Origin of the sequence: Citrobacter sp. RHB35-C21 (genome assembly GCF_013816515.1) — a bacterium.
GTDB classification, from domain to species: Bacteria; Pseudomonadota; Gammaproteobacteria; order Enterobacterales; family Enterobacteriaceae; genus Citrobacter; species Citrobacter braakii.
This window is the reverse complement of sequence record NZ_CP057147.1, coordinates 4,663,129-4,678,609: the sequence shown is the minus strand read 5'-3', so window position 1 is coordinate 4,678,609 and position 15,481 is coordinate 4,663,129. Positions and strand designations below refer to the sequence as shown.

The window sequence follows — 15,481 nt, the reverse complement described above, 5'->3', positions numbered from 1 at the left end:
TGGTGAAAACACCAGGCCGGAGCAGAAGATTATTCTGATGATTTACTTTTTCGTTTCGGGCGTCGGATAAACAGCCAGATAAACGTAACCACAGGAGCCGAAGGTGTCGGCTTCGCAGGTTAAATCGTTGTGGTACAGGGTAACGCAGTGGGCATGGTGGGGGCTGAGTTCACCGGTGGTCAGCATCGATTCCATCTGGCGGATAAAGTGCGGGAATGTTTCATCCAGCTTCCGGCATTCGATGTCACTGAACTTGCCGGTGATGCTGGCCCGGTCAGCCAGATAATGCAGTCGGTTGCCTTCCTGCACCAGACGGGCTCCCAGGCGCAGTGTAATCTCCCGCTGCAGGCCCCTGGTAGGGTTGCTCATTACAGTTCTCCACTATTGTCAGTTCAGGGTGATGCTCATCAGGCAGGTATAGGGCCCATTGCGGTCCTGGCGGCGTTCGGCGTATACCGCGAGGACTCCGGCGATATCCGGAACGTCCCTGCCGGTGTAATGACAGACGCTACCGTGCCACTGGTATTTGCCGGTGCAGTAGCGAAAGATTCGGGACTCAGGATGCTGGCGGTATATCGTCATTGCCCTGCGTTTACTGATAATTTTCATGTAATACCTCAAAGCAGACCGTGTTCTGCGAACGAATAGATTTGCCTGCCACCGACAATCAGATGGTCAGGGACACGGATATCCACCAGCTGAAGCACCTGAACCAGTCGCTGCGTGAGGGTTTTGTCGGCCTGGCTAGGTGTCGTCTCGCCGGAAGGATGGTTATGCGCGAGTATCACCGCCGCCGCGTTGAAGTGCAGAGCACGTTTGACCACCTCCCGGGGATGCACCTCGGTGCGGTTAATCGTGCCGGTGAAGAGCGTTTCATGGGCAATCAACTGATTCTGGTTGTCCAGATACAACACCCGGAACTCTTCCCGCTCAAGCGCGGCCATATGCAGTCGCAGCCATTCACGTACGGCGTGGGTAGAGGTGAAGGCTACGCCGGGCTCATGCAGGTGGCGGTCCAGAGCCCTGAGCGCCCGCTGAATGAGACGCCGGTCCTGTGGCGTCATCTCGCCGGGTAAAAAGGAAAGCTGTTTCATCTGTTGCTCCTTCGGTCAGTCGATAATACGCAGAATGGCGTGAGCCTCTGGATGTTGCATGGCATACTCCCGCAGGCGGTAATAGTGTGCGGTCATCGCGTCACATTCTGTACGGCAGGCATGGTGGCTATACGCAATCAGGCAGACAGCAATACCTGCTGCTTCTGCACTCATTTGGGCATCGTTACCGTTCAGGCAGTTAAACAGACGCCATGTCTCATCGTTGTCAGGCTCGGGGGACATAAATGCGCCGCCATTGCTGAGGGTGTAGAACGACCAGATACCACCGCTGTAGCCCTCACAGAAGCGGTCCATCCAGGCGAAGATATGCGGCTCCAGGAGTAGCCACTGCGGGATAGCGCCAAAGTACTGTGGCCAGAAATCGATACGCTGTTCATCGGGGACCGGCGTGACGGTCAGTTCAAATTCGGGTTGGTTAGCGGGTGCGAGGTCGTGCTGCGTCTGTGTTGTCATGGGTATGTCTCCGTCAATAAAAACGCCAGCGGCGATGGCTGGCGTATGGGGATATAAAGTGTGTTCGGGGAGGTGAATGCGGGTAAATGCTTCGCGATCAGCGGGTGGCCGTGTCTGTACGGATGCCTGAGGTGCGGATATAGCGGTTAAGACCTTCACCGGCATCCGGCTCAAAGTTCCATGCCCGCCAGACCATCCGGCCTTCAGTATCACGAACCACCAGACGGAAGTGACTGCCCTGGTCGTCTTCGAGTGTGATATTGCTGTACGTGGTAGTGACCGCTTGCGCTTGTCTCCGGGTGAAAGGCCCCGGTGGCAGCAACACGGATTGGGTCATTTTCGGGCTCCTGATAAAAGAAAACCCCGGCAGCCTGCTGGCTGTCGGGGTGGATTTGCTGGGGAAGATACTACTATCAGTCGTTGCTGCAGTCTCCGAGAGTGGACAGAACTTTCTCAGTGTTCTTCCGGTCCGCAGTGAAGGTCCCTGCTTTGTGGTCATTGACGTAGACGTCGAACTGCCCGGCCTCAGAGATATTGCTGATGAAGTCAAACCAGGCGTTATCGCCGTTACGCCAGCCCAGGCTGGACGGAATAATGTACTGCTGGTGATCCATCACTACGGTGATAGTAGTGTCGTCATCGTGCGAACTGACCATCTTGTCATCGGCAAGGGTAAGAAAGACTGAATGCTGATAGAAACCATTCTGGTCCGGGTTCCCTGTGCAGTTGATGGTAAACGTCTTTCCGCTGGCTTCGGTCACGCTGTATTCCGTATTGCCCTGACCGTAACCCTGCTGCCAGAACCCCGGGATAGCAGAGGCATTAAAGCTCGCGAGCAGTACACCCGCCAGCATAAACCGACTTAGTGAAAGTATTGTCATTCTTGTCTCCTTTGTCGTTGTTTTATTCCTGATTGTCAGGGTTCGAGGGTATCAGTAGCTGCCCCATCAGTTTGCCGTCATGGGCGTACTCAAAGTATTTTTCTTTGGTATACGGGTCCGTCACCTCCTGGTATTCCAGTTTGATGTTATCGGCAATACACAGCGCATTCATCAGCGGCTGGATGGTTTTTTCCTGCATATCCACGAGGTAGTAGTAACTACCGCCCTCGCAGCCATCGGGCGACTCACGGGTACGTAAGACCTGCAGGGTGAGACCTGATGAAAAGCCAACCTGTGACCATTCTTCGCTGACATCATCCTGCCGACTGACCACATCGCTGAAGCGCGGAGGCGTGAGGTCCTTAAATTTACTGATAGCTTTCAGGTCATCACTCCTGTCATCGCAGGCGCTCAGAAACAGAGTGGTGGCAACCATCGCCAGCAGAGGTAGTGTTTTACATTTCATTATTTTTTCCCTGAAATCAGACGTACCACTTTGGCAAAGACATAAATGCCGACGAAAATACCCACCGGCACGCCGACGAACGGTGTCAGCGCGACACTGGCAGCACCGGCTGCGCCACCTCCCGTCAGCAGTGCGGCAACAGTGGCAAGGGTCAGGGCCGCGAGACTGTCGGACACCCCGGTTTTGTTCAGAATGATGACGATGACAACAATGGCGATAATGGCAATAACGGGCATAGGGCTCCTCCCTGTTGCCGGGTTGATAACAATGCCTGCGCTATTCCGGTGGGCTGTCAGCCGGAACAAATGTAAGCAATGACTGCTGGATAAAGCGAAAATGGGGTAAGGACTGAATAAAGCCCGGGTCTTCAACAAGACGACACAGACTGTCGTTACGCCGGAAAGTCTCCTGCAGGGGCTGAACCAGATGGATTTCATCCAGGGTGAATACGGCGATATGTCCGTCGTGCTCTGCCACCAGATACCAGGCCTGCTGGTGGATGAGTAACCGACAGGGAGCCAGCCGCTCACAGCGCTGCTCCTCGGCAATCAGCGTTACCCGCCTGCGCCCGGTAATGGCCTGAATCAGTCTCCAGAAAGACAATGCTCCTGATGGCGAAGGAACAGGACTGGCGGGTGCGATTACGCAGGGAGACTCATCGCACATCAGCAGTGCGTTTACCTGACGACGGTCAAAGCCAGGGAAAAGACCGGCCATCCCGCTGCGGTGGGCAAAGATAAGCACGTCGGGCACCATCTGCGTCTCACTGCCCGCAGTGCGTAAGCGGCAATATCCGGACTGATACTCCAGGTCCAGATACATCAGCCGCTCACGAAAATCACGCCGCAGCGTGCGCACCGACACACCAAACTCAGCGGCAAGCTTACGCACACTCAGCGTTTCCCCTGCCACCAGACGGCTGATTATCAGTGACAGCCTGACAGCCAGCCGGTCATGGCGGCGTTCTGCCTGTGTCATGAGACGTTCTCCGTGAAAGTTAACTGACTGAAAATGATGTGATTACTTTAAATAAGGGGGCGGACAGGGTATGGACATCACAGAAACTATTTTTTATTTCTGCAAAAGCCAGATGTAGCGGGGGTTACAGGCCATCCCCCGGTGAGTGAGGACCACCAGCACGTTGCAATGCGGACAGGTGGTGTCCGATATTAACAACGTGGCAACATGAAACGCTTATTGCAGCTGCGTGAGCATCGCTTCCGCCATCACCCATAGTGCCCGGTTAAGTTTCACGTCCCCGTCAATACCACGAACGGCACGGGTATGTGACCGTCCTCCTTTGGCGTTACGCCCACTGAGACCGCCCTTAATCAGGTTCTCCTGAATACGCTGGTACGTGGTCCACAGGTCATTGCTCTCATCCTGCCAGCGACGTGGGGACAGTATCTGCGATTCAGTCACCGGCTGGTGGTCTTCACCGAACCGGTACGTGAGTGCAGCTTTTGCCAGTGCCTGCTGCGCCGGTGATGGCAACAGCAACGACTGCATGGCATCCCGTTTCTCCTCCACCCGGTCAAAAATCCCCAGTACCTCATACGCCCCTTCTATTACCTGACTTACCACGTCCCCCTTGTGCGGCACCCGCACCTCCCCAAACGACTCACCGCAGACAAGACCGTTTTGGCACACAGCCCTGAACAGGCCAGGCAACATCTGGTAAGAGCTGGTGCCATCATGGGAGTTAAGCAGAATGATTTCCGGGACCTGTTTACCGGTGATCTGTCCCTCCCGGCGCAGACGCAACATGTGCTTTGTGTGCTCACGACGCGCCGGGTCACGCACACGGGTCTGACAGGCAAAGAACGGCTGGAAGCCTTCCCGCTGCAGGCTGTCGAGCAGGGAGATGGTGGGTATGTATGTGTAGCGTTCACTACGGGACTCGTGTTTGTCCTCACTGAATACACTGGGCACCACGCGAAACAGCTCTTCGCGGGTTAACGGGCGGTCGCGACGGATAAGATTTGCTGCGCCAAAGCGCGAAGCCAGACGGGTCATAAGCAGACTCCTCATAACGGGAAAACAAATAAAAGGGATCCCCGTCGCATCGGCGACAGGGGCAGGGAAGTAACAGGGATGGGTTAAATACTCAGAAGAAGAAATCCCAGACGGCGTGGGCCACTGACACCACCGTGGTGCGCACGGCCTGAATGACAGCCCGTACCGGGGCGGGTATCAGGGGAAAGGCACTGATGCTATCGAGTACGGCCCCGACGGTTTCACCAAAATCGCTACGAGCCTGTTCCCGGACTACCGTCGTGCGAAAGGAAGACTGGAGTTGCGACACCACCGGGCTGGTGGCCTCACGTGGCAGGCACTTAATCATTCGCTCGGCCATCACCCGCAGTCCCCACTGAAGACGGACCGACACGGCACACACCGGATGTACGGGCTGGAACAGCTCATGCAGCAGACAGATTTTACGGCTGATATTCTGCTTCTGCGCCGTGGACAACGGTCCCCCACCGCTGGTGGGTTCGGCCTTATCCGACTGGCTGATAACAAACAGCACCTTATGCCGGTATACCTCTCCAATCACCTGATGATAAAAATGTTCATCCACCGCCAGCGCCCGGTCATCGGCCTTAATCAGCCACAGAACCAGGTCGAGCCGGGGGAGTTGTTCGCGGTACATCGCAGCATACTCGGTATCGCGAGCACCACTTTCGCCCACGCCGGGCAGGTCCACCAGCGTCATATAGCGGTCGCCGACTTGCAGGCGAAAGCGCAGTGGCTCACGGGTACATGCAGCCACATCGCTGACCGGTGATATATCTCCGGCAAACAGGGCATTGCACAGACTGCTCTTCCCAACACCGGTTTTACCCATAATGCCGATCACTGGCTCGTAGCGGGTTAACTGATTTATCTGCTGCAATATACGTTCAGACACCCACTGTGGCAGACCAGCGAGCGATTGCTGAAACGGCTTCAATCCTTCAGAATTGTTCATTACTACTCCTCTGAAAAATAATACAAAAACGGCAGAATCGTGAGATTCCACCGTTAATCTGGTATGTTCAAAGGGATGATATATATCTGAAAATTATTAACTTGATCTACTTTTTGTCTTTTTTACGTGATGAAACAGCCTGCTGCCAAGCATGCTTCATTTTCTGAATAAAGAAATATTTTTCTTCAACTCCAGTGTCCCAACTATCCATGCATGCAATGATCATCTGTATTCTCATTGCAGTGTTATATGGTTTTAAATAAAAGGGGATCATATTTTTATTTCTCAGATACTCCCAGCAATAGATAGCTTGCTTTTCATCTTTTTTATCTAGCCAGTCATAATCAGTAAGAAATGTATTATATTGCTCTAGCCATTTATCATGCAACTTACGAAAATAGGAAATTTTCTGACTTAAACTTACAGGAGCTAAATCAATAAACCTCATCAAAGTACAAATGCGTTCTTGTTCGGATGTTGTATTCGGGCTGTAGTTGTCGGGATCTGCGCCAGATGTTAAATAAAATCTACGCGAGTATTTTTCAGGTGTATCTCTATTTTTTTCTTTATTGCTAGGGGAGATTCCCACCTGCATTTCGGCTTGTACTTCATCAAGTGAGAAATTTTTAATTTCATCAATGTTTTCAAATTCAAAAAAGGATGCAGGAGTTGAGTTCGGGTTGTAAATATTATCTTGTGCAAAGATATTCACGCTCGAGGAGGTTTCAGGACTGATTCTGTTGTTATATATATACATTAAGGCAAACCACGATCCTCTATCAGAACCTTTGAAACAATCGAACTTCTCTTTGTCAATGATTTTGTAATGGAACTGTTTTTTCAAGTAAGTACGCGCACTTTGTATTGCTTCATTATTGAATAGGAATTTAGTGTTCAATATATGATTAATGAGTTTTTGAAATTCCTCAGGCGTGTCGAAATTACTCGCCTGCTTAATGTAATCTTCGTTGTAATACAGACTCAGAACGTAAAGGGAAAAGAACTCCTCTCTCACTTCGTCATACCTAAGCATGTACCCTCCAGTGTGATATCACATCTGTCCGATGCTTTCAAAAGTATAAATGAACCATGATGATTTGGCATCTGCAAGGTGACTGTTGACTGGTTTTTTGCTGATTTTTTAATGATAAAGTAGTGATTACTAACTGATTAGTAAGTGATTAATGGCTGGTTGCCTCCTGTGATTTTTCTGCCTCTGGTAAATTGGGGGAGAGTACTGATCAACTCACCACTCTGAATAATTTTCATGATTGCACTCTACAAAGTTTCGACATCCGTCAAATTGTAACGGTCAGAGAACAGCGTTACACGAGGTTTTCCGTATCTATGCATTCTTAGTTGGGTAGCTCAACTGCTCCTTCCAGATCTTTTTTTACGTCACACCCCATTCATGTGGAGGAGAAGGCGTGAACAATTAGTTATCGCCTGCTCCGGTGCTCTTCTCGCAATGGGACACTCAGCATGAAAACTAAACCTGCACTACTGGAAGATGAGTTCATCGATATGAAGTTTATCACACGCCTTACTGGCCTGAGTGATAAATGGTTCTATAAGTTGATACAGGAAGGGGTATTTCCGAAACCCATTAAGATGGGTAGAGCTTCTCGCTGGTTAAAAAGCGACCTGGAGGAGTGGTTGCAGGCTAAAATTAATGATTCCAGAAATTAAATATTTTGGACTGTGTTTATCAAATTCCATGCCCTTTTTGCTGCTTAATTTTAAATGACACTCTGATCATGCACCGTGATTGAAATAAGTTATAGCCACCCCTTAATCATTTTTTTCAGACGACATTAACTTCGGAGTAAATAATTTAACACAATGAAATATCAAACCGCATCTGGCCTGAATGTTGAGTATTAATACGTGACGGATTGTTAATATATATCAGTACATAAACCCCAATATTCCAGTAATACACACCTACACAATACACATTAAGCAATTTAGTCAGCATCACCCAACTAACATCCAACACAAACTCAATAAGCCAGATTTGATACCACCTAATTACCTCAACCATCGCGGGTAAGGTTCCGTCCTGCCCGATATTCAGATCACAGGAATCTATTATGCTTAATGATATTTATCTTGACCAACGTCATGCCCCATTCAATACAACGTATTTGCAACGGATGCTGGGTGTAATTGATAACGCTATAGCACAACACCCAAGGACAATGGCTGTCCGTGTCGATCTACGTCTGCCTGATGACAACTGTAATAGGAATAGTGGTCTGATATCCCGTTTCATTGAATCGCTTAATGCAAAAATCGATGCTCGGTACCGAAATAAAATAAAGCATGGCATCAGGATCTACCCATGCCAGTTGCGTTACGCCTGGGTTCGGGAAGTGGGAGAAATAAACGAGAAGTCCCATTACCACATGGTACTTTTCGTGAACAAAGACACATTCAATGGACTTGGGAGCTATGGAGAAGGGGGAACGGGATTAGCCAGCCTGATACGTGAAGCCTGGCTGAGCGCTTTGCAACTAGGCCCTTACCCCGAATACCGAACGTTGGTCCACATCCCAGATAATCCCCTGTATTATCTGGATGCCAACGCCACAGACTATCGTGCGGTTTACGATAAGCTCACTTTCCGTCTGAGCTACTTTGCGAAGGAACGGACCAAGTCATACAGCCGAGATGAACGCTCGTTTGGCTGCAGTCAGTCCTGATATAAATCCTGCTGCCCAGCCTAGGTATTAGAGCCAGCCCCTTAGCTTGGCTCTAATACCTGCTTTTGAGTCTTTAAGGCTTCAGACAATTGCCTGTGGGGTCACTGGGGCCACTTGGCACTGCAATCCCTTGGGTAACATCAAGAGTAGTGATAGCACGACTTACAGTGAGGTTGCGCTGGGCAATGTGCGGATAGCAACCCGAAAACCGGAGTGCAGGTGACCTGGCATGGGGTTAGCCTAGGTAGTCTGCGAACGTCTGACGGTACAGTTTGCAGAATCGATACGTTGGCCTGTCTGAAGCGTGCCGATGATAGTAGACCTCCCTCGTGGTTGATGGGGAAATGATCACTTGATTTGCGCGAGGTTTAGGGAAGGTACGAATGTTTACCGAGTAATGAATAATCGGCAGAACAAAAAATAGTCAGTTGAGTAACGCCAAAGGTTGATGATGCTTGCACTGACGGTATTCAGTAGCTAATTTAGCTAAATTAGCTGTATTAATTTACTTGGAGTCATTAGTGTCTGAACAAGAGATCTATCAGCAGATCAAGCATGCCTTGTCAGTTGCACCTCGCAACCAATATACAGTCGAGCTACATCTGCAAATGCTCAAATATGCAGATGAGCTTAAACACGTGACTTCGCGGGAGTTTTGTGAAGGGGTTGGGCTCAAAGAGAGCCTTGGTACCGAATTCAGCAAGATGCGTAATCTGACTACTCGACTAAAGCTTGCTGGGCTCGATACCTACAAGCTCTAATATCGTTCAACTTCGCGAAAACCGTTTTATAAACCAGCAAGTTATTAAGGAACAACATGCTCAAGCTCGAAGAGATCAAGAAAGATGCTCAGGTCCGCGGCATTGTCGAAGGGCAAGTGGTTCGCGTGGTGACAGTGGAGCAGATCGGTGAGCACGCTCTGACTGTTTACTACAAAGACAGTAAGGGCGTATTGGCAGAACGCATGTTGTTTCGAAGTGATGAGATGGCGCTTGAGCTCGCGACAGTGGGCCGAGCATGGGCTTTTGATGCTGACGGAGGCGATTTCAAACTGGGGCTGGAAGCATATCGGATATCACAGGCAGCTCTGTTTGATCCGATGATGGCTGTCAACATGGCCAATGTTGACCCCTTGCCGCACCAAATTTCAGCTGTTTACGAATATATGCTACCTAAGCAGCCGCTGCGCTATGTCTTGGCCGATGATCCTGGCGCGGGCAAAACGATTATGGCTGGCTTGTTCATTTCTGAGCTGCTGCTGCGAGCTGATGCCAGACGGATTATGGTGGTATCGCCTGGCTCACTGACCGAACAATGGCAAGACGAACTATTTGAAAAGTTTGGCCTGCAATTTGAAATCTTCAGCAAAGAAAAGCAGGAGCAGTGTGCAACGGGCAATTTTTTTACCGAAACCGATCGCCTGATTTGCCGTCTGGATCAGCGGTAATGACTCCAACTTATTGATAGTGTTTTATGTTCAGATAATGCCCGATGACTTTGTCATGCAGCTCCACCGATTTTGAGAACGACAGCGACTTCCGTCCCAGCCGTGCCAGGTGCTGCCTCAGATTCAGGTTATGCCGCTCAATTCGCTGCGTATATCGCTTGCTGATTACGTGCAGATTTCCCTTCAGGCGGGATTCATACAGCGGCCAGCCATCCGTCATCCATATCACCACGTCAAAGGGTGACAGCAGGCTCATAAGACGCCCCAGCGTCGCCATAGTGCGTTCACCGAATACGTGCGCAACAACCGTCTTCCGGAGCCTGTCATACGCGTAAAACAGCCAGCGCTGGCGCGATTTAGCCCCGACGTATCCCCACTGTTCGTCCATTTCCGCGCAGACGATGACGTCACTGCCCGGCTGTATGCGCGAGGTTACCGACTGCGGCCTGAGTTTTTTAAGTGTCGTAAAATCGTGTTGAGGCCAACGCCCATAATGCGTGCACTGGCGCGACATCCGACGCCATTCATGGCCATATCAATAATTTTCTGGTGTGTACCGGGCTGAGAGGCGGTGTAAGTGAACTGTAGCTGCCATGTTTTACGGCAGTGAGAGCAGAGATAGCGCTGATGTCCGGCAGTACTTTTACCGTTACGCACCACGCCTTCAGTAGCTGAGCAGGAGGGACAACTGATGGAGATGGAAGCCACGGGAGCACCTCAAAAACACCATCGTACACTAAATCAGTAAGTTGGCACCATTACCCATCATTTATTGTATTTTCTAGTACATTAATTCCAATCTCCTCCACAAGAACCATTTTTTCCTGATATTTTTCTTTTAGTTCGCTTAAATTCCAAATAGGATGCTTATAATTACCATCAAAAATAAATTTACCATCTCTTTTATTAATTGACTCTCTCCCAGAGAGGCACCAAAAAATGTAATGAACATTTGTTATAGTAGCCATATCATCTAAAAATGAAATTCCTCGTTGATAACAACGCTTGTCATTTTCATTATTCATAAGATTGGGGTCTATGAATAAACCATCCTGCTCATCAGTCTCATCATTTAATAGACCAGCATTACCAATACGGAAGTCTGGCACAAAGTAATATACTTCTTTAAAAATATTGCTTAGCCATTTTATTGTTTTAGTAAAATTTTCACTAAAGGAAGAAACGCCTTGTATTCCTACTAAAAAATAATTATTAGGCATGTATTGACCACTAGATATTGCCTTTTGCCAAAGATAAATATGTGACGGACCAATAATGACATTTTCTTTTTTTAATGGAGTCAGTAGCCCATCGAAATTATTATAATAATAAGTATTAATTTTTTTATCCGGGAGAATTGCATTCGCAATCTTATCAATAAAGTCACTATTATTAACAAGATTGATTTTCTTATCCTCAAACAGTGCTGAAATATCTTTATCCCACCACTTTACTTTTTTAAAGAGAAAAATTTTATCTTGAGGGAAACGGTAGCCAATGATTTTTGCAGGAATTCCAGCAACGATTGCATAATCTGGAACATCCTCGACTACAACTGAATTAGCATAAACAACAGCGCCATCGCCTATGGATACACCTGCGTAGACTGTTACTCCTTTATGAATAAAAACATCATTGCCAATTAATGTGATTTTTTCCTTTTCGTAAAAATATCTTTCCGGTTTAATAGATTGATAGTACTCGTCATTTCTAAATGGTCCATTTTCAGCATAATTAAAGAAATGATTACTGAACGCTCCTTTTTTTTCTTTATTAAGCCCTAATGTGCATAGATCATCTACTCTACTATAACGACCAATAAAGCAATTTTGTACCTTACTTAAGTGAGAAAGAAATGTATATGCTCCTACGTAAAATTTCCCTTCGATTTTACTCTTAGCATAGCAGGGTGATTCAAGAACGCCGGACCCTTGTATCTTATCTTCGTATAAAATAACATTTTGCATTTCAGTCACTTCTATTATTAATTTGCTTCACTATTTGAATAAGTTTTAATAGCGTCATTGACATTCTCGAAAAAGAGCACTTTATTATCTCTACCAATAAATAAAGCCACATCACAATATTTACTTAAAGAATGAAGGCTATGCGAAACCATAATAAAACTTGCCTCGCGGCTTTTCTCTTCGAACAGATCCGCACATTTTTGTTTGAACCGCGCATCTCCAACAGCCATGACTTCATCAACGAGATAATAATCAAATTTAAAGGCCATGCTTAAGCCAAAACCTAAACGGGAACGCATTCCAGAAGAATATGTCTTAATTGGCATATCAAAATATTTTCCAAGCTCTGCGAATTCTTCTACGAAAGCAACTTTTGCCTTTACTGTTTCTTTTGTTGCGTAAAGCCTTGCAACAAATTTAACATTCTCTCTGCCAGTCAAACTTCCCTGAAAACCACCAGCCAAACCCACAGGCCATGATATGCTTTTATCGGTAATAATTTTTCCGCTATCAGGACGATCTATACCCCCGATCATTCTTAGAAGGGTAGATTTGCCGGCACCATTACGGCCTATTAAAGCAATACTCTTTCCTGAAGGCAATTCTATATTCAAATCTCTAAATACGTAATGTCTGCCTTTGGGGGTTTTATAAGATTTTGTGAGATTTTCGATTTTTATCATGAGGTTAGCATAGCCTTTTCACGTGTACGATATATTGAAAGCCCTAAAAAAAGAGCAATTAACGCGCAAAATGCCAAATACTCTAAGCTAACTCCTTCGCTAACATAACCTGTAACAACTGACTCTCGGCTTAATTCAACTGCGTGTATGAGTGGGTTCCAAAGGAGATATGACCAATAATCTTTTGGAATTGCATGCAAGGGAAACATCACGCATGAAATAAAATATAATGGTTTAATCATTATAGGAAGGAATTTTTCTGTCTCAGGGAGGGTTTTGCCTAAAGTCATAAAGACCAAACCAATCCCGAAAGAGAATATAACTAACAAACTCCATGTTAGTACTAACGTTAATATACTTGTTATTGAGATTTCCTCACCAAGCATACCAACAACACACATAAGAATTATATAAACACCGCTATAGATTAAAGTTTCTAATAAAGCCCGCGCAATAATCGTATCTACTGGTTTTACTGGCCTATAATTAAATAAGCCTTGGTTTGCTTCTATTGCACCTATAGATCGAGTCGCAATATTACTAAATAGAAAATAAGGTATTAGACCATTGAGAAGAAATACTGGAAAAGATATATCAGGCATAGTTCGATGCATGATAAAACCAAAAATAGTAAGTAAAACAAGTAAATGCGCCGCTGGCTCTAACACGGCCCACAAGTACCCTAACCGATACTTACCAAAACGCGTCTTTATCTCGCGTAAGAACAGCGCCTTCACCGCTGCTTGCTGAACTTCTAAACCACTTCTGGCCATGGGTGATCTCACCTTGACGTCTTAGGACACGCTACCGCCCCTGGCTATAGCTACCAGAGCGCTCAGTGCGTAAAATATGAGCATGCCAATAATTAGGCAGCTAACTGTGACAAAAAGCAGGAAAACGCTTTTCGATGAATTGTGTTGTTTGTAGGAAGGTTAAGTAATTAGCGTAAATAAGCGGAAATCTTCCTGACGCAAACGTCCTTAAGTCTAAATCGGCTCTAAATGTAACGGGGTATCAGGACAAATCCTATAAGTTCTAACCTATCAATTGAGCATTATTAATTATCATTAACTATTTATAAGATAAATCCATGGAATGGAGCTGAATTTTTATGTGAGATCATATGGTTATAATCTGTTCATTTTCGTGCCCATTTCCCAAATTACGTTTCTATAGAAGAATTTTTATGGAAACTTAAGCAAAACGCTTTGTATCACTGCTGGAGGATTTTTTCAATTCAGCCTCGGTTAACCCCTTAAAAGAGGTAGTATTACGAAAAGCGATCTCGTCATAAAGGCAGGCTGTTAGTGTGGATATGGTTTCACACTCCCCTCATCGCCAGCGCTTCATCCAGCTCCCGATAGGACTCCACCAGCTTTTCAAGCGTTGCCCTGTTAAGTCCGCTCGGGTTCGGCAGCACCCAAACCTGTGTAACGCCAATAGTGAATTTCTGTTTCCCCCAGGGCGCTCCGCGAACGCTAAAAGCTTGCTCAAAGGCTTTTTTACCCAGCACCGCCAGCGCAGCGGGCTGGTAGTCCTCGATCTTTTTAATCAGATCCCTGCCGCCAGTCCTCAGCTCATGCAGCTCCACTTCACTTGCCTGAACGGTCGGTCGTTCAACCAGCATGGTGATTCCGCAGCGCGTATCCAGCAGGTGACGCTCCTCTTCTGGCTTAAGTAACCGATCGGTGAAGCCAGCCTGGTGGATGACTTTCCAGAATCGATTGCCGGGATGGGCAAAATGAAATCCCGTATGGGCTGATGACTTACCAGGGTTAATACCGCAAAACACGACGCGCAAGCCAGGCGCCAGGATGTCATGAATCATTTTTACGGCACTGTTGCAAATAGTCGGTGGTGATAAACTTATCATCCCCTTTTGCTGATGGAGCTGCACATGAACCCATTCAAAGGCCGGCATTTTCAGCGTGACATCATTCTGTGGGCCGTACGCTGGTACTGCAAATACGGCATCAGTTACCGTGAGCTGCAGGAGATGCTGGCTGAACGCGGAGTAAATGTCGATCACTCCACGATTTACCGCTGGGTTCAGCGTTATGCGCCTGAAATGGAAAAACGGCTGCGCTGGTACTGGCGTAACCCTTCCGATCTTTGCCCGTGGCACATGGATGAAACCTACGTGAAGGTCAATGGCCGCTGGGCGTATCTGTACCGGGCCGTCGACAGCCGGGGCCGCACTGTCGATTTTTATCTCTCCTCCCGTCGTAACAGCAAAGCTGCATACCGGTTTCTGGGTAAAATCCTCAACAACGTGAAGAAGTGGCAGATCCCGCGATTCATCAACACGGATAAAGCGCCCGCCTATGGTCGCGCGCTTGCTCTGCTCAAACGCGAAGGCCGGTGCCCGTCTGACGTTGAACACCGACAGATTAAGTACCGGAACAACGTGATTGAATGCGATCATGGCAAACTGAAACGGATAATCGGCGCCACGCTGGGATTTAAATCCATGAAGACGGCTTACGCCACCATCAAAGGTATTGAGGTGATGCGTGCACTACGCAAAGGCCAGGCCTCAGCATTTTATTATGGTGATCCCCTGGGCGAAATGCGCCTGGTAAGCAGAGTTTTTGAAATGTAAGGCCTTTGAATAAGACAAAAGGCTGCCTCATCGCTAACTTTGCAACAGTGCCGTAAGGTGAAAATTCAACTACATGCATTATCAGTACATGGACTGCCCCTCATGGTCGCCATGAGCGTAACAATTCCGGTCCTATCAATCAGCGTGCTCCCTGATTATCTTCGGGGTTGTACGCCAGTATTTTATCAATG

22 protein-coding genes are annotated in these 15,481 nt (G+C 47.6%); 5 read left to right on the top strand and 17 right to left on the bottom strand.

Features of this window, described 5'->3' with window-relative positions:
• Positions 1 to 42: 42 nt before the first annotated feature.
• The 12 genes from yafW to HVZ39_RS22655 all read right to left on the bottom strand — a co-directional run bounded on the left by yafW (position 43) and on the right by HVZ39_RS22655 (position 6,919).
• On the bottom strand, positions 43 to 369 hold the full coding sequence (yafW, locus tag HVZ39_RS22710; protein WP_001548930.1) for a type IV toxin-antitoxin system antitoxin YafW: 327 nt from the start codon (positions 367 to 369) through the stop codon (positions 43 to 45).
• Between the two features lie 18 nt (positions 370 to 387).
• A complete protein-coding gene (locus HVZ39_RS22705; RefSeq protein ID WP_000691994.1) occupies positions 388 to 609 on the bottom strand; it encodes a DUF987 domain-containing protein in 222 nt (73 codons plus the stop codon).
• Positions 610 to 617: 8 nt separating this feature from the next.
• The gene (locus HVZ39_RS22700; RefSeq protein ID WP_000811693.1) at positions 618 to 1,094 is read right to left on the bottom strand and encodes a RadC family protein; all 477 of its coding nucleotides are present in this window, start codon (positions 1,092 to 1,094) and stop codon (positions 618 to 620) included.
• A 15-nt stretch (positions 1,095 to 1,109) separates the two neighbouring features.
• Complete coding sequence (locus tag HVZ39_RS22695) at positions 1,110 to 1,568, bottom strand: antirestriction protein (RefSeq protein WP_000211838.1); 459 nt, start codon at positions 1,566 to 1,568, stop codon at positions 1,110 to 1,112.
• A 97-nt stretch (positions 1,569 to 1,665) separates the two neighbouring features.
• Positions 1,666 to 1,905 carry a DUF905 family protein gene (locus HVZ39_RS22690; protein WP_000194654.1) on the bottom strand — a complete coding sequence of 80 codons (240 nt, stop codon included), beginning with the start codon at positions 1,903 to 1,905 and terminating at the stop codon, positions 1,666 to 1,668.
• 76 nt (positions 1,906 to 1,981) lie between these two features.
• Positions 1,982 to 2,449 (bottom strand): protein YkfB, encoded by a 468-nt coding sequence (ykfB, locus tag HVZ39_RS22685; RefSeq protein WP_001385283.1) that lies wholly within the window; start codon positions 2,447 to 2,449, stop codon positions 1,982 to 1,984.
• Between the two features lie 22 nt (positions 2,450 to 2,471).
• Positions 2,472 to 2,915: a YfjS/YafY family lipoprotein gene (locus HVZ39_RS22680; protein WP_000649865.1), complete on the bottom strand. Its 444-nt coding sequence runs from the start codon at positions 2,913 to 2,915 to the stop codon at positions 2,472 to 2,474.
• Positions 2,915 to 3,151, bottom strand: a complete 237-nt coding sequence (gene ypjK / locus HVZ39_RS22675) for a protein YpjK (RefSeq protein ID WP_001144031.1) — start codon at positions 3,149 to 3,151, stop codon at positions 2,915 to 2,917. Before ypjK ends, HVZ39_RS22680 begins: the two co-directional genes overlap by 1 nt.
• Before the next feature lie 40 nt (positions 3,152 to 3,191).
• Entirely contained in the window at positions 3,192 to 3,893 is a 702-nt protein-coding gene (locus tag HVZ39_RS22670) for a WYL domain-containing protein (RefSeq protein WP_042111317.1), read from the bottom strand.
• 216 nt (positions 3,894 to 4,109) lie between these two features.
• On the bottom strand, positions 4,110 to 4,931 hold the full coding sequence (locus HVZ39_RS22665; RefSeq protein ID WP_042111319.1) for a DUF932 domain-containing protein: 822 nt from the start codon (positions 4,929 to 4,931) through the stop codon (positions 4,110 to 4,112).
• A gap of 91 nt (positions 4,932 to 5,022) precedes the next feature.
• A complete protein-coding gene (locus HVZ39_RS22660) occupies positions 5,023 to 5,886 on the bottom strand; it encodes a GTPase family protein (protein WP_059362149.1) in 864 nt (287 codons plus the stop codon).
• Positions 5,887 to 5,992: 106 nt separating this feature from the next.
• Entirely contained in the window at positions 5,993 to 6,919 is a 927-nt protein-coding gene (locus tag HVZ39_RS22655; RefSeq protein WP_042111109.1) for a hypothetical protein, read from the bottom strand.
• Positions 6,920 to 7,368: 449 nt separating this feature from the next.
• Here HVZ39_RS22655 and HVZ39_RS22650 point away from each other — a divergent pair, with 449 nt between their 5' ends.
• The 4 genes from HVZ39_RS22650 (at position 7,369) to HVZ39_RS22635 (ending at position 10,038) form a co-directional block, all read left to right on the top strand.
• The gene (locus HVZ39_RS22650) at positions 7,369 to 7,575 is read left to right on the top strand and encodes an AlpA family phage regulatory protein (protein ID WP_001547758.1); all 207 of its coding nucleotides are present in this window, start codon (positions 7,369 to 7,371) and stop codon (positions 7,573 to 7,575) included.
• Positions 7,576 to 7,979: 404 nt separating this feature from the next.
• Positions 7,980 to 8,591, top strand: coding sequence for an inovirus Gp2 family protein (locus HVZ39_RS22645; protein ID WP_042111110.1), 612 nt, complete (start codon positions 7,980 to 7,982; stop codon positions 8,589 to 8,591).
• Positions 8,592 to 9,112: 521 nt separating this feature from the next.
• A complete protein-coding gene (locus HVZ39_RS22640) occupies positions 9,113 to 9,352 on the top strand; it encodes a hypothetical protein (protein ID WP_008325051.1) in 240 nt (79 codons plus the stop codon).
• Positions 9,353 to 9,408: 56 nt separating this feature from the next.
• Positions 9,409 to 10,038 (top strand): SNF2-related protein, encoded by a 630-nt coding sequence (locus tag HVZ39_RS22635; protein ID WP_042111112.1) that lies wholly within the window; start codon positions 9,409 to 9,411, stop codon positions 10,036 to 10,038.
• 10 nt (positions 10,039 to 10,048) lie between these two features.
• On the opposite strand, the gene HVZ39_RS22630 is transcribed toward HVZ39_RS22635, so the two are convergent.
• The 5 genes from HVZ39_RS22630 to mug all read right to left on the bottom strand — a co-directional run bounded on the left by HVZ39_RS22630 (position 10,049) and on the right by mug (position 14,516).
• A protein-coding gene (locus HVZ39_RS22630; RefSeq protein ID WP_244606946.1) for an IS1 family transposase occupies positions 10,049 to 10,746 on the bottom strand; the annotation gives its coding sequence in 2 pieces (ribosomal slippage) (positions 10,049 to 10,497 and positions 10,497 to 10,746; 699 coding nt in all).
• Between the two features lie 50 nt (positions 10,747 to 10,796).
• Positions 10,797 to 12,005 (bottom strand): CatB-related O-acetyltransferase, encoded by a 1,209-nt coding sequence (locus tag HVZ39_RS26805; RefSeq protein WP_181633005.1) that lies wholly within the window; start codon positions 12,003 to 12,005, stop codon positions 10,797 to 10,799.
• Positions 12,006 to 12,022: 17 nt separating this feature from the next.
• A complete protein-coding gene (locus tag HVZ39_RS22620; RefSeq protein WP_042111145.1) occupies positions 12,023 to 12,688 on the bottom strand; it encodes an ABC transporter ATP-binding protein in 666 nt (221 codons plus the stop codon).
• On the bottom strand, positions 12,685 to 13,461 hold the full coding sequence (locus HVZ39_RS22615; RefSeq protein WP_042111143.1) for an ABC transporter permease: 777 nt from the start codon (positions 13,459 to 13,461) through the stop codon (positions 12,685 to 12,687). The genes HVZ39_RS22620 and HVZ39_RS22615 overlap by 4 nt, the downstream gene beginning before the upstream one ends.
• 548 nt (positions 13,462 to 14,009) lie before the next feature.
• On the bottom strand, positions 14,010 to 14,516 hold the full coding sequence (mug, locus tag HVZ39_RS22610) for a G/U mismatch-specific DNA glycosylase (RefSeq protein ID WP_023294604.1): 507 nt from the start codon (positions 14,514 to 14,516) through the stop codon (positions 14,010 to 14,012).
• Positions 14,517 to 14,585: 69 nt separating this feature from the next.
• On the opposite strand from mug, the gene HVZ39_RS22605 reads away from it, so the two are divergent.
• Entirely contained in the window at positions 14,586 to 15,290 is a 705-nt protein-coding gene (locus HVZ39_RS22605; protein ID WP_001067855.1) for an IS6-like element IS26 family transposase, read from the top strand.
• The last annotated feature ends 191 nt before the right edge of the window (positions 15,291 to 15,481 follow it).

Bases quoted from the DNA above. Each gene is read 5' to 3' on its own strand.
- yafW (WP_001548930.1), bottom strand. From the start codon at position 369: ATGAGCAACCCTACCAGGGGCCTGCAGCGGGAGATTACACTGCGCCTG.
- HVZ39_RS22705 (WP_000691994.1), bottom strand. From the start codon at position 609: ATGAAAATTATCAGTAAACGCAGGGCAATGACGATATACCGCCAGCAT.
- HVZ39_RS22700 (WP_000811693.1), bottom strand. From the start codon at position 1,094: ATGAAACAGCTTTCCTTTTTACCCGGCGAGATGACGCCACAGGACCGG.
- HVZ39_RS22695 (WP_000211838.1), bottom strand. From the start codon at position 1,568: ATGACAACACAGACGCAGCACGACCTCGCACCCGCTAACCAACCCGAA.
- HVZ39_RS22690 (WP_000194654.1), bottom strand. From the start codon at position 1,905: ATGACCCAATCCGTGTTGCTGCCACCGGGGCCTTTCACCCGGAGACAA.
- ykfB (WP_001385283.1), bottom strand. From the start codon at position 2,449: ATGACAATACTTTCACTAAGTCGGTTTATGCTGGCGGGTGTACTGCTC.
- HVZ39_RS22680 (WP_000649865.1), bottom strand. From the start codon at position 2,915: ATGAAATGTAAAACACTACCTCTGCTGGCGATGGTTGCCACCACTCTG.
- ypjK (WP_001144031.1), bottom strand. From the start codon at position 3,151: ATGCCCGTTATTGCCATTATCGCCATTGTTGTCATCGTCATCATTCTG.
- HVZ39_RS22670 (WP_042111317.1), bottom strand. From the start codon at position 3,893: ATGACACAGGCAGAACGCCGCCATGACCGGCTGGCTGTCAGGCTGTCA.
- HVZ39_RS22665 (WP_042111319.1), bottom strand. From the start codon at position 4,931: ATGACCCGTCTGGCTTCGCGCTTTGGCGCAGCAAATCTTATCCGTCGC.
- HVZ39_RS22660 (WP_059362149.1), bottom strand. From the start codon at position 5,886: ATGAACAATTCTGAAGGATTGAAGCCGTTTCAGCAATCGCTCGCTGGT.
- HVZ39_RS22655 (WP_042111109.1), bottom strand. From the start codon at position 6,919: ATGCTTAGGTATGACGAAGTGAGAGAGGAGTTCTTTTCCCTTTACGTT.
- HVZ39_RS22650 (WP_001547758.1), top strand. From the start codon at position 7,369: ATGAAAACTAAACCTGCACTACTGGAAGATGAGTTCATCGATATGAAG.
- HVZ39_RS22645 (WP_042111110.1), top strand. From the start codon at position 7,980: ATGCTTAATGATATTTATCTTGACCAACGTCATGCCCCATTCAATACA.
- HVZ39_RS22635 (WP_042111112.1), top strand. From the start codon at position 9,409: ATGCTCAAGCTCGAAGAGATCAAGAAAGATGCTCAGGTCCGCGGCATT.
- HVZ39_RS26805 (WP_181633005.1), bottom strand. From the start codon at position 12,005: ATGCAAAATGTTATTTTATACGAAGATAAGATACAAGGGTCCGGCGTT.
- HVZ39_RS22620 (WP_042111145.1), bottom strand. From the start codon at position 12,688: ATGATAAAAATCGAAAATCTCACAAAATCTTATAAAACCCCCAAAGGC.
- HVZ39_RS22615 (WP_042111143.1), bottom strand. From the start codon at position 13,461: ATGGCCAGAAGTGGTTTAGAAGTTCAGCAAGCAGCGGTGAAGGCGCTG.
- mug (WP_023294604.1), bottom strand. From the start codon at position 14,516: ATGATTCATGACATCCTGGCGCCTGGCTTGCGCGTCGTGTTTTGCGGT.
- HVZ39_RS22605 (WP_001067855.1), top strand. From the start codon at position 14,586: ATGAACCCATTCAAAGGCCGGCATTTTCAGCGTGACATCATTCTGTGG.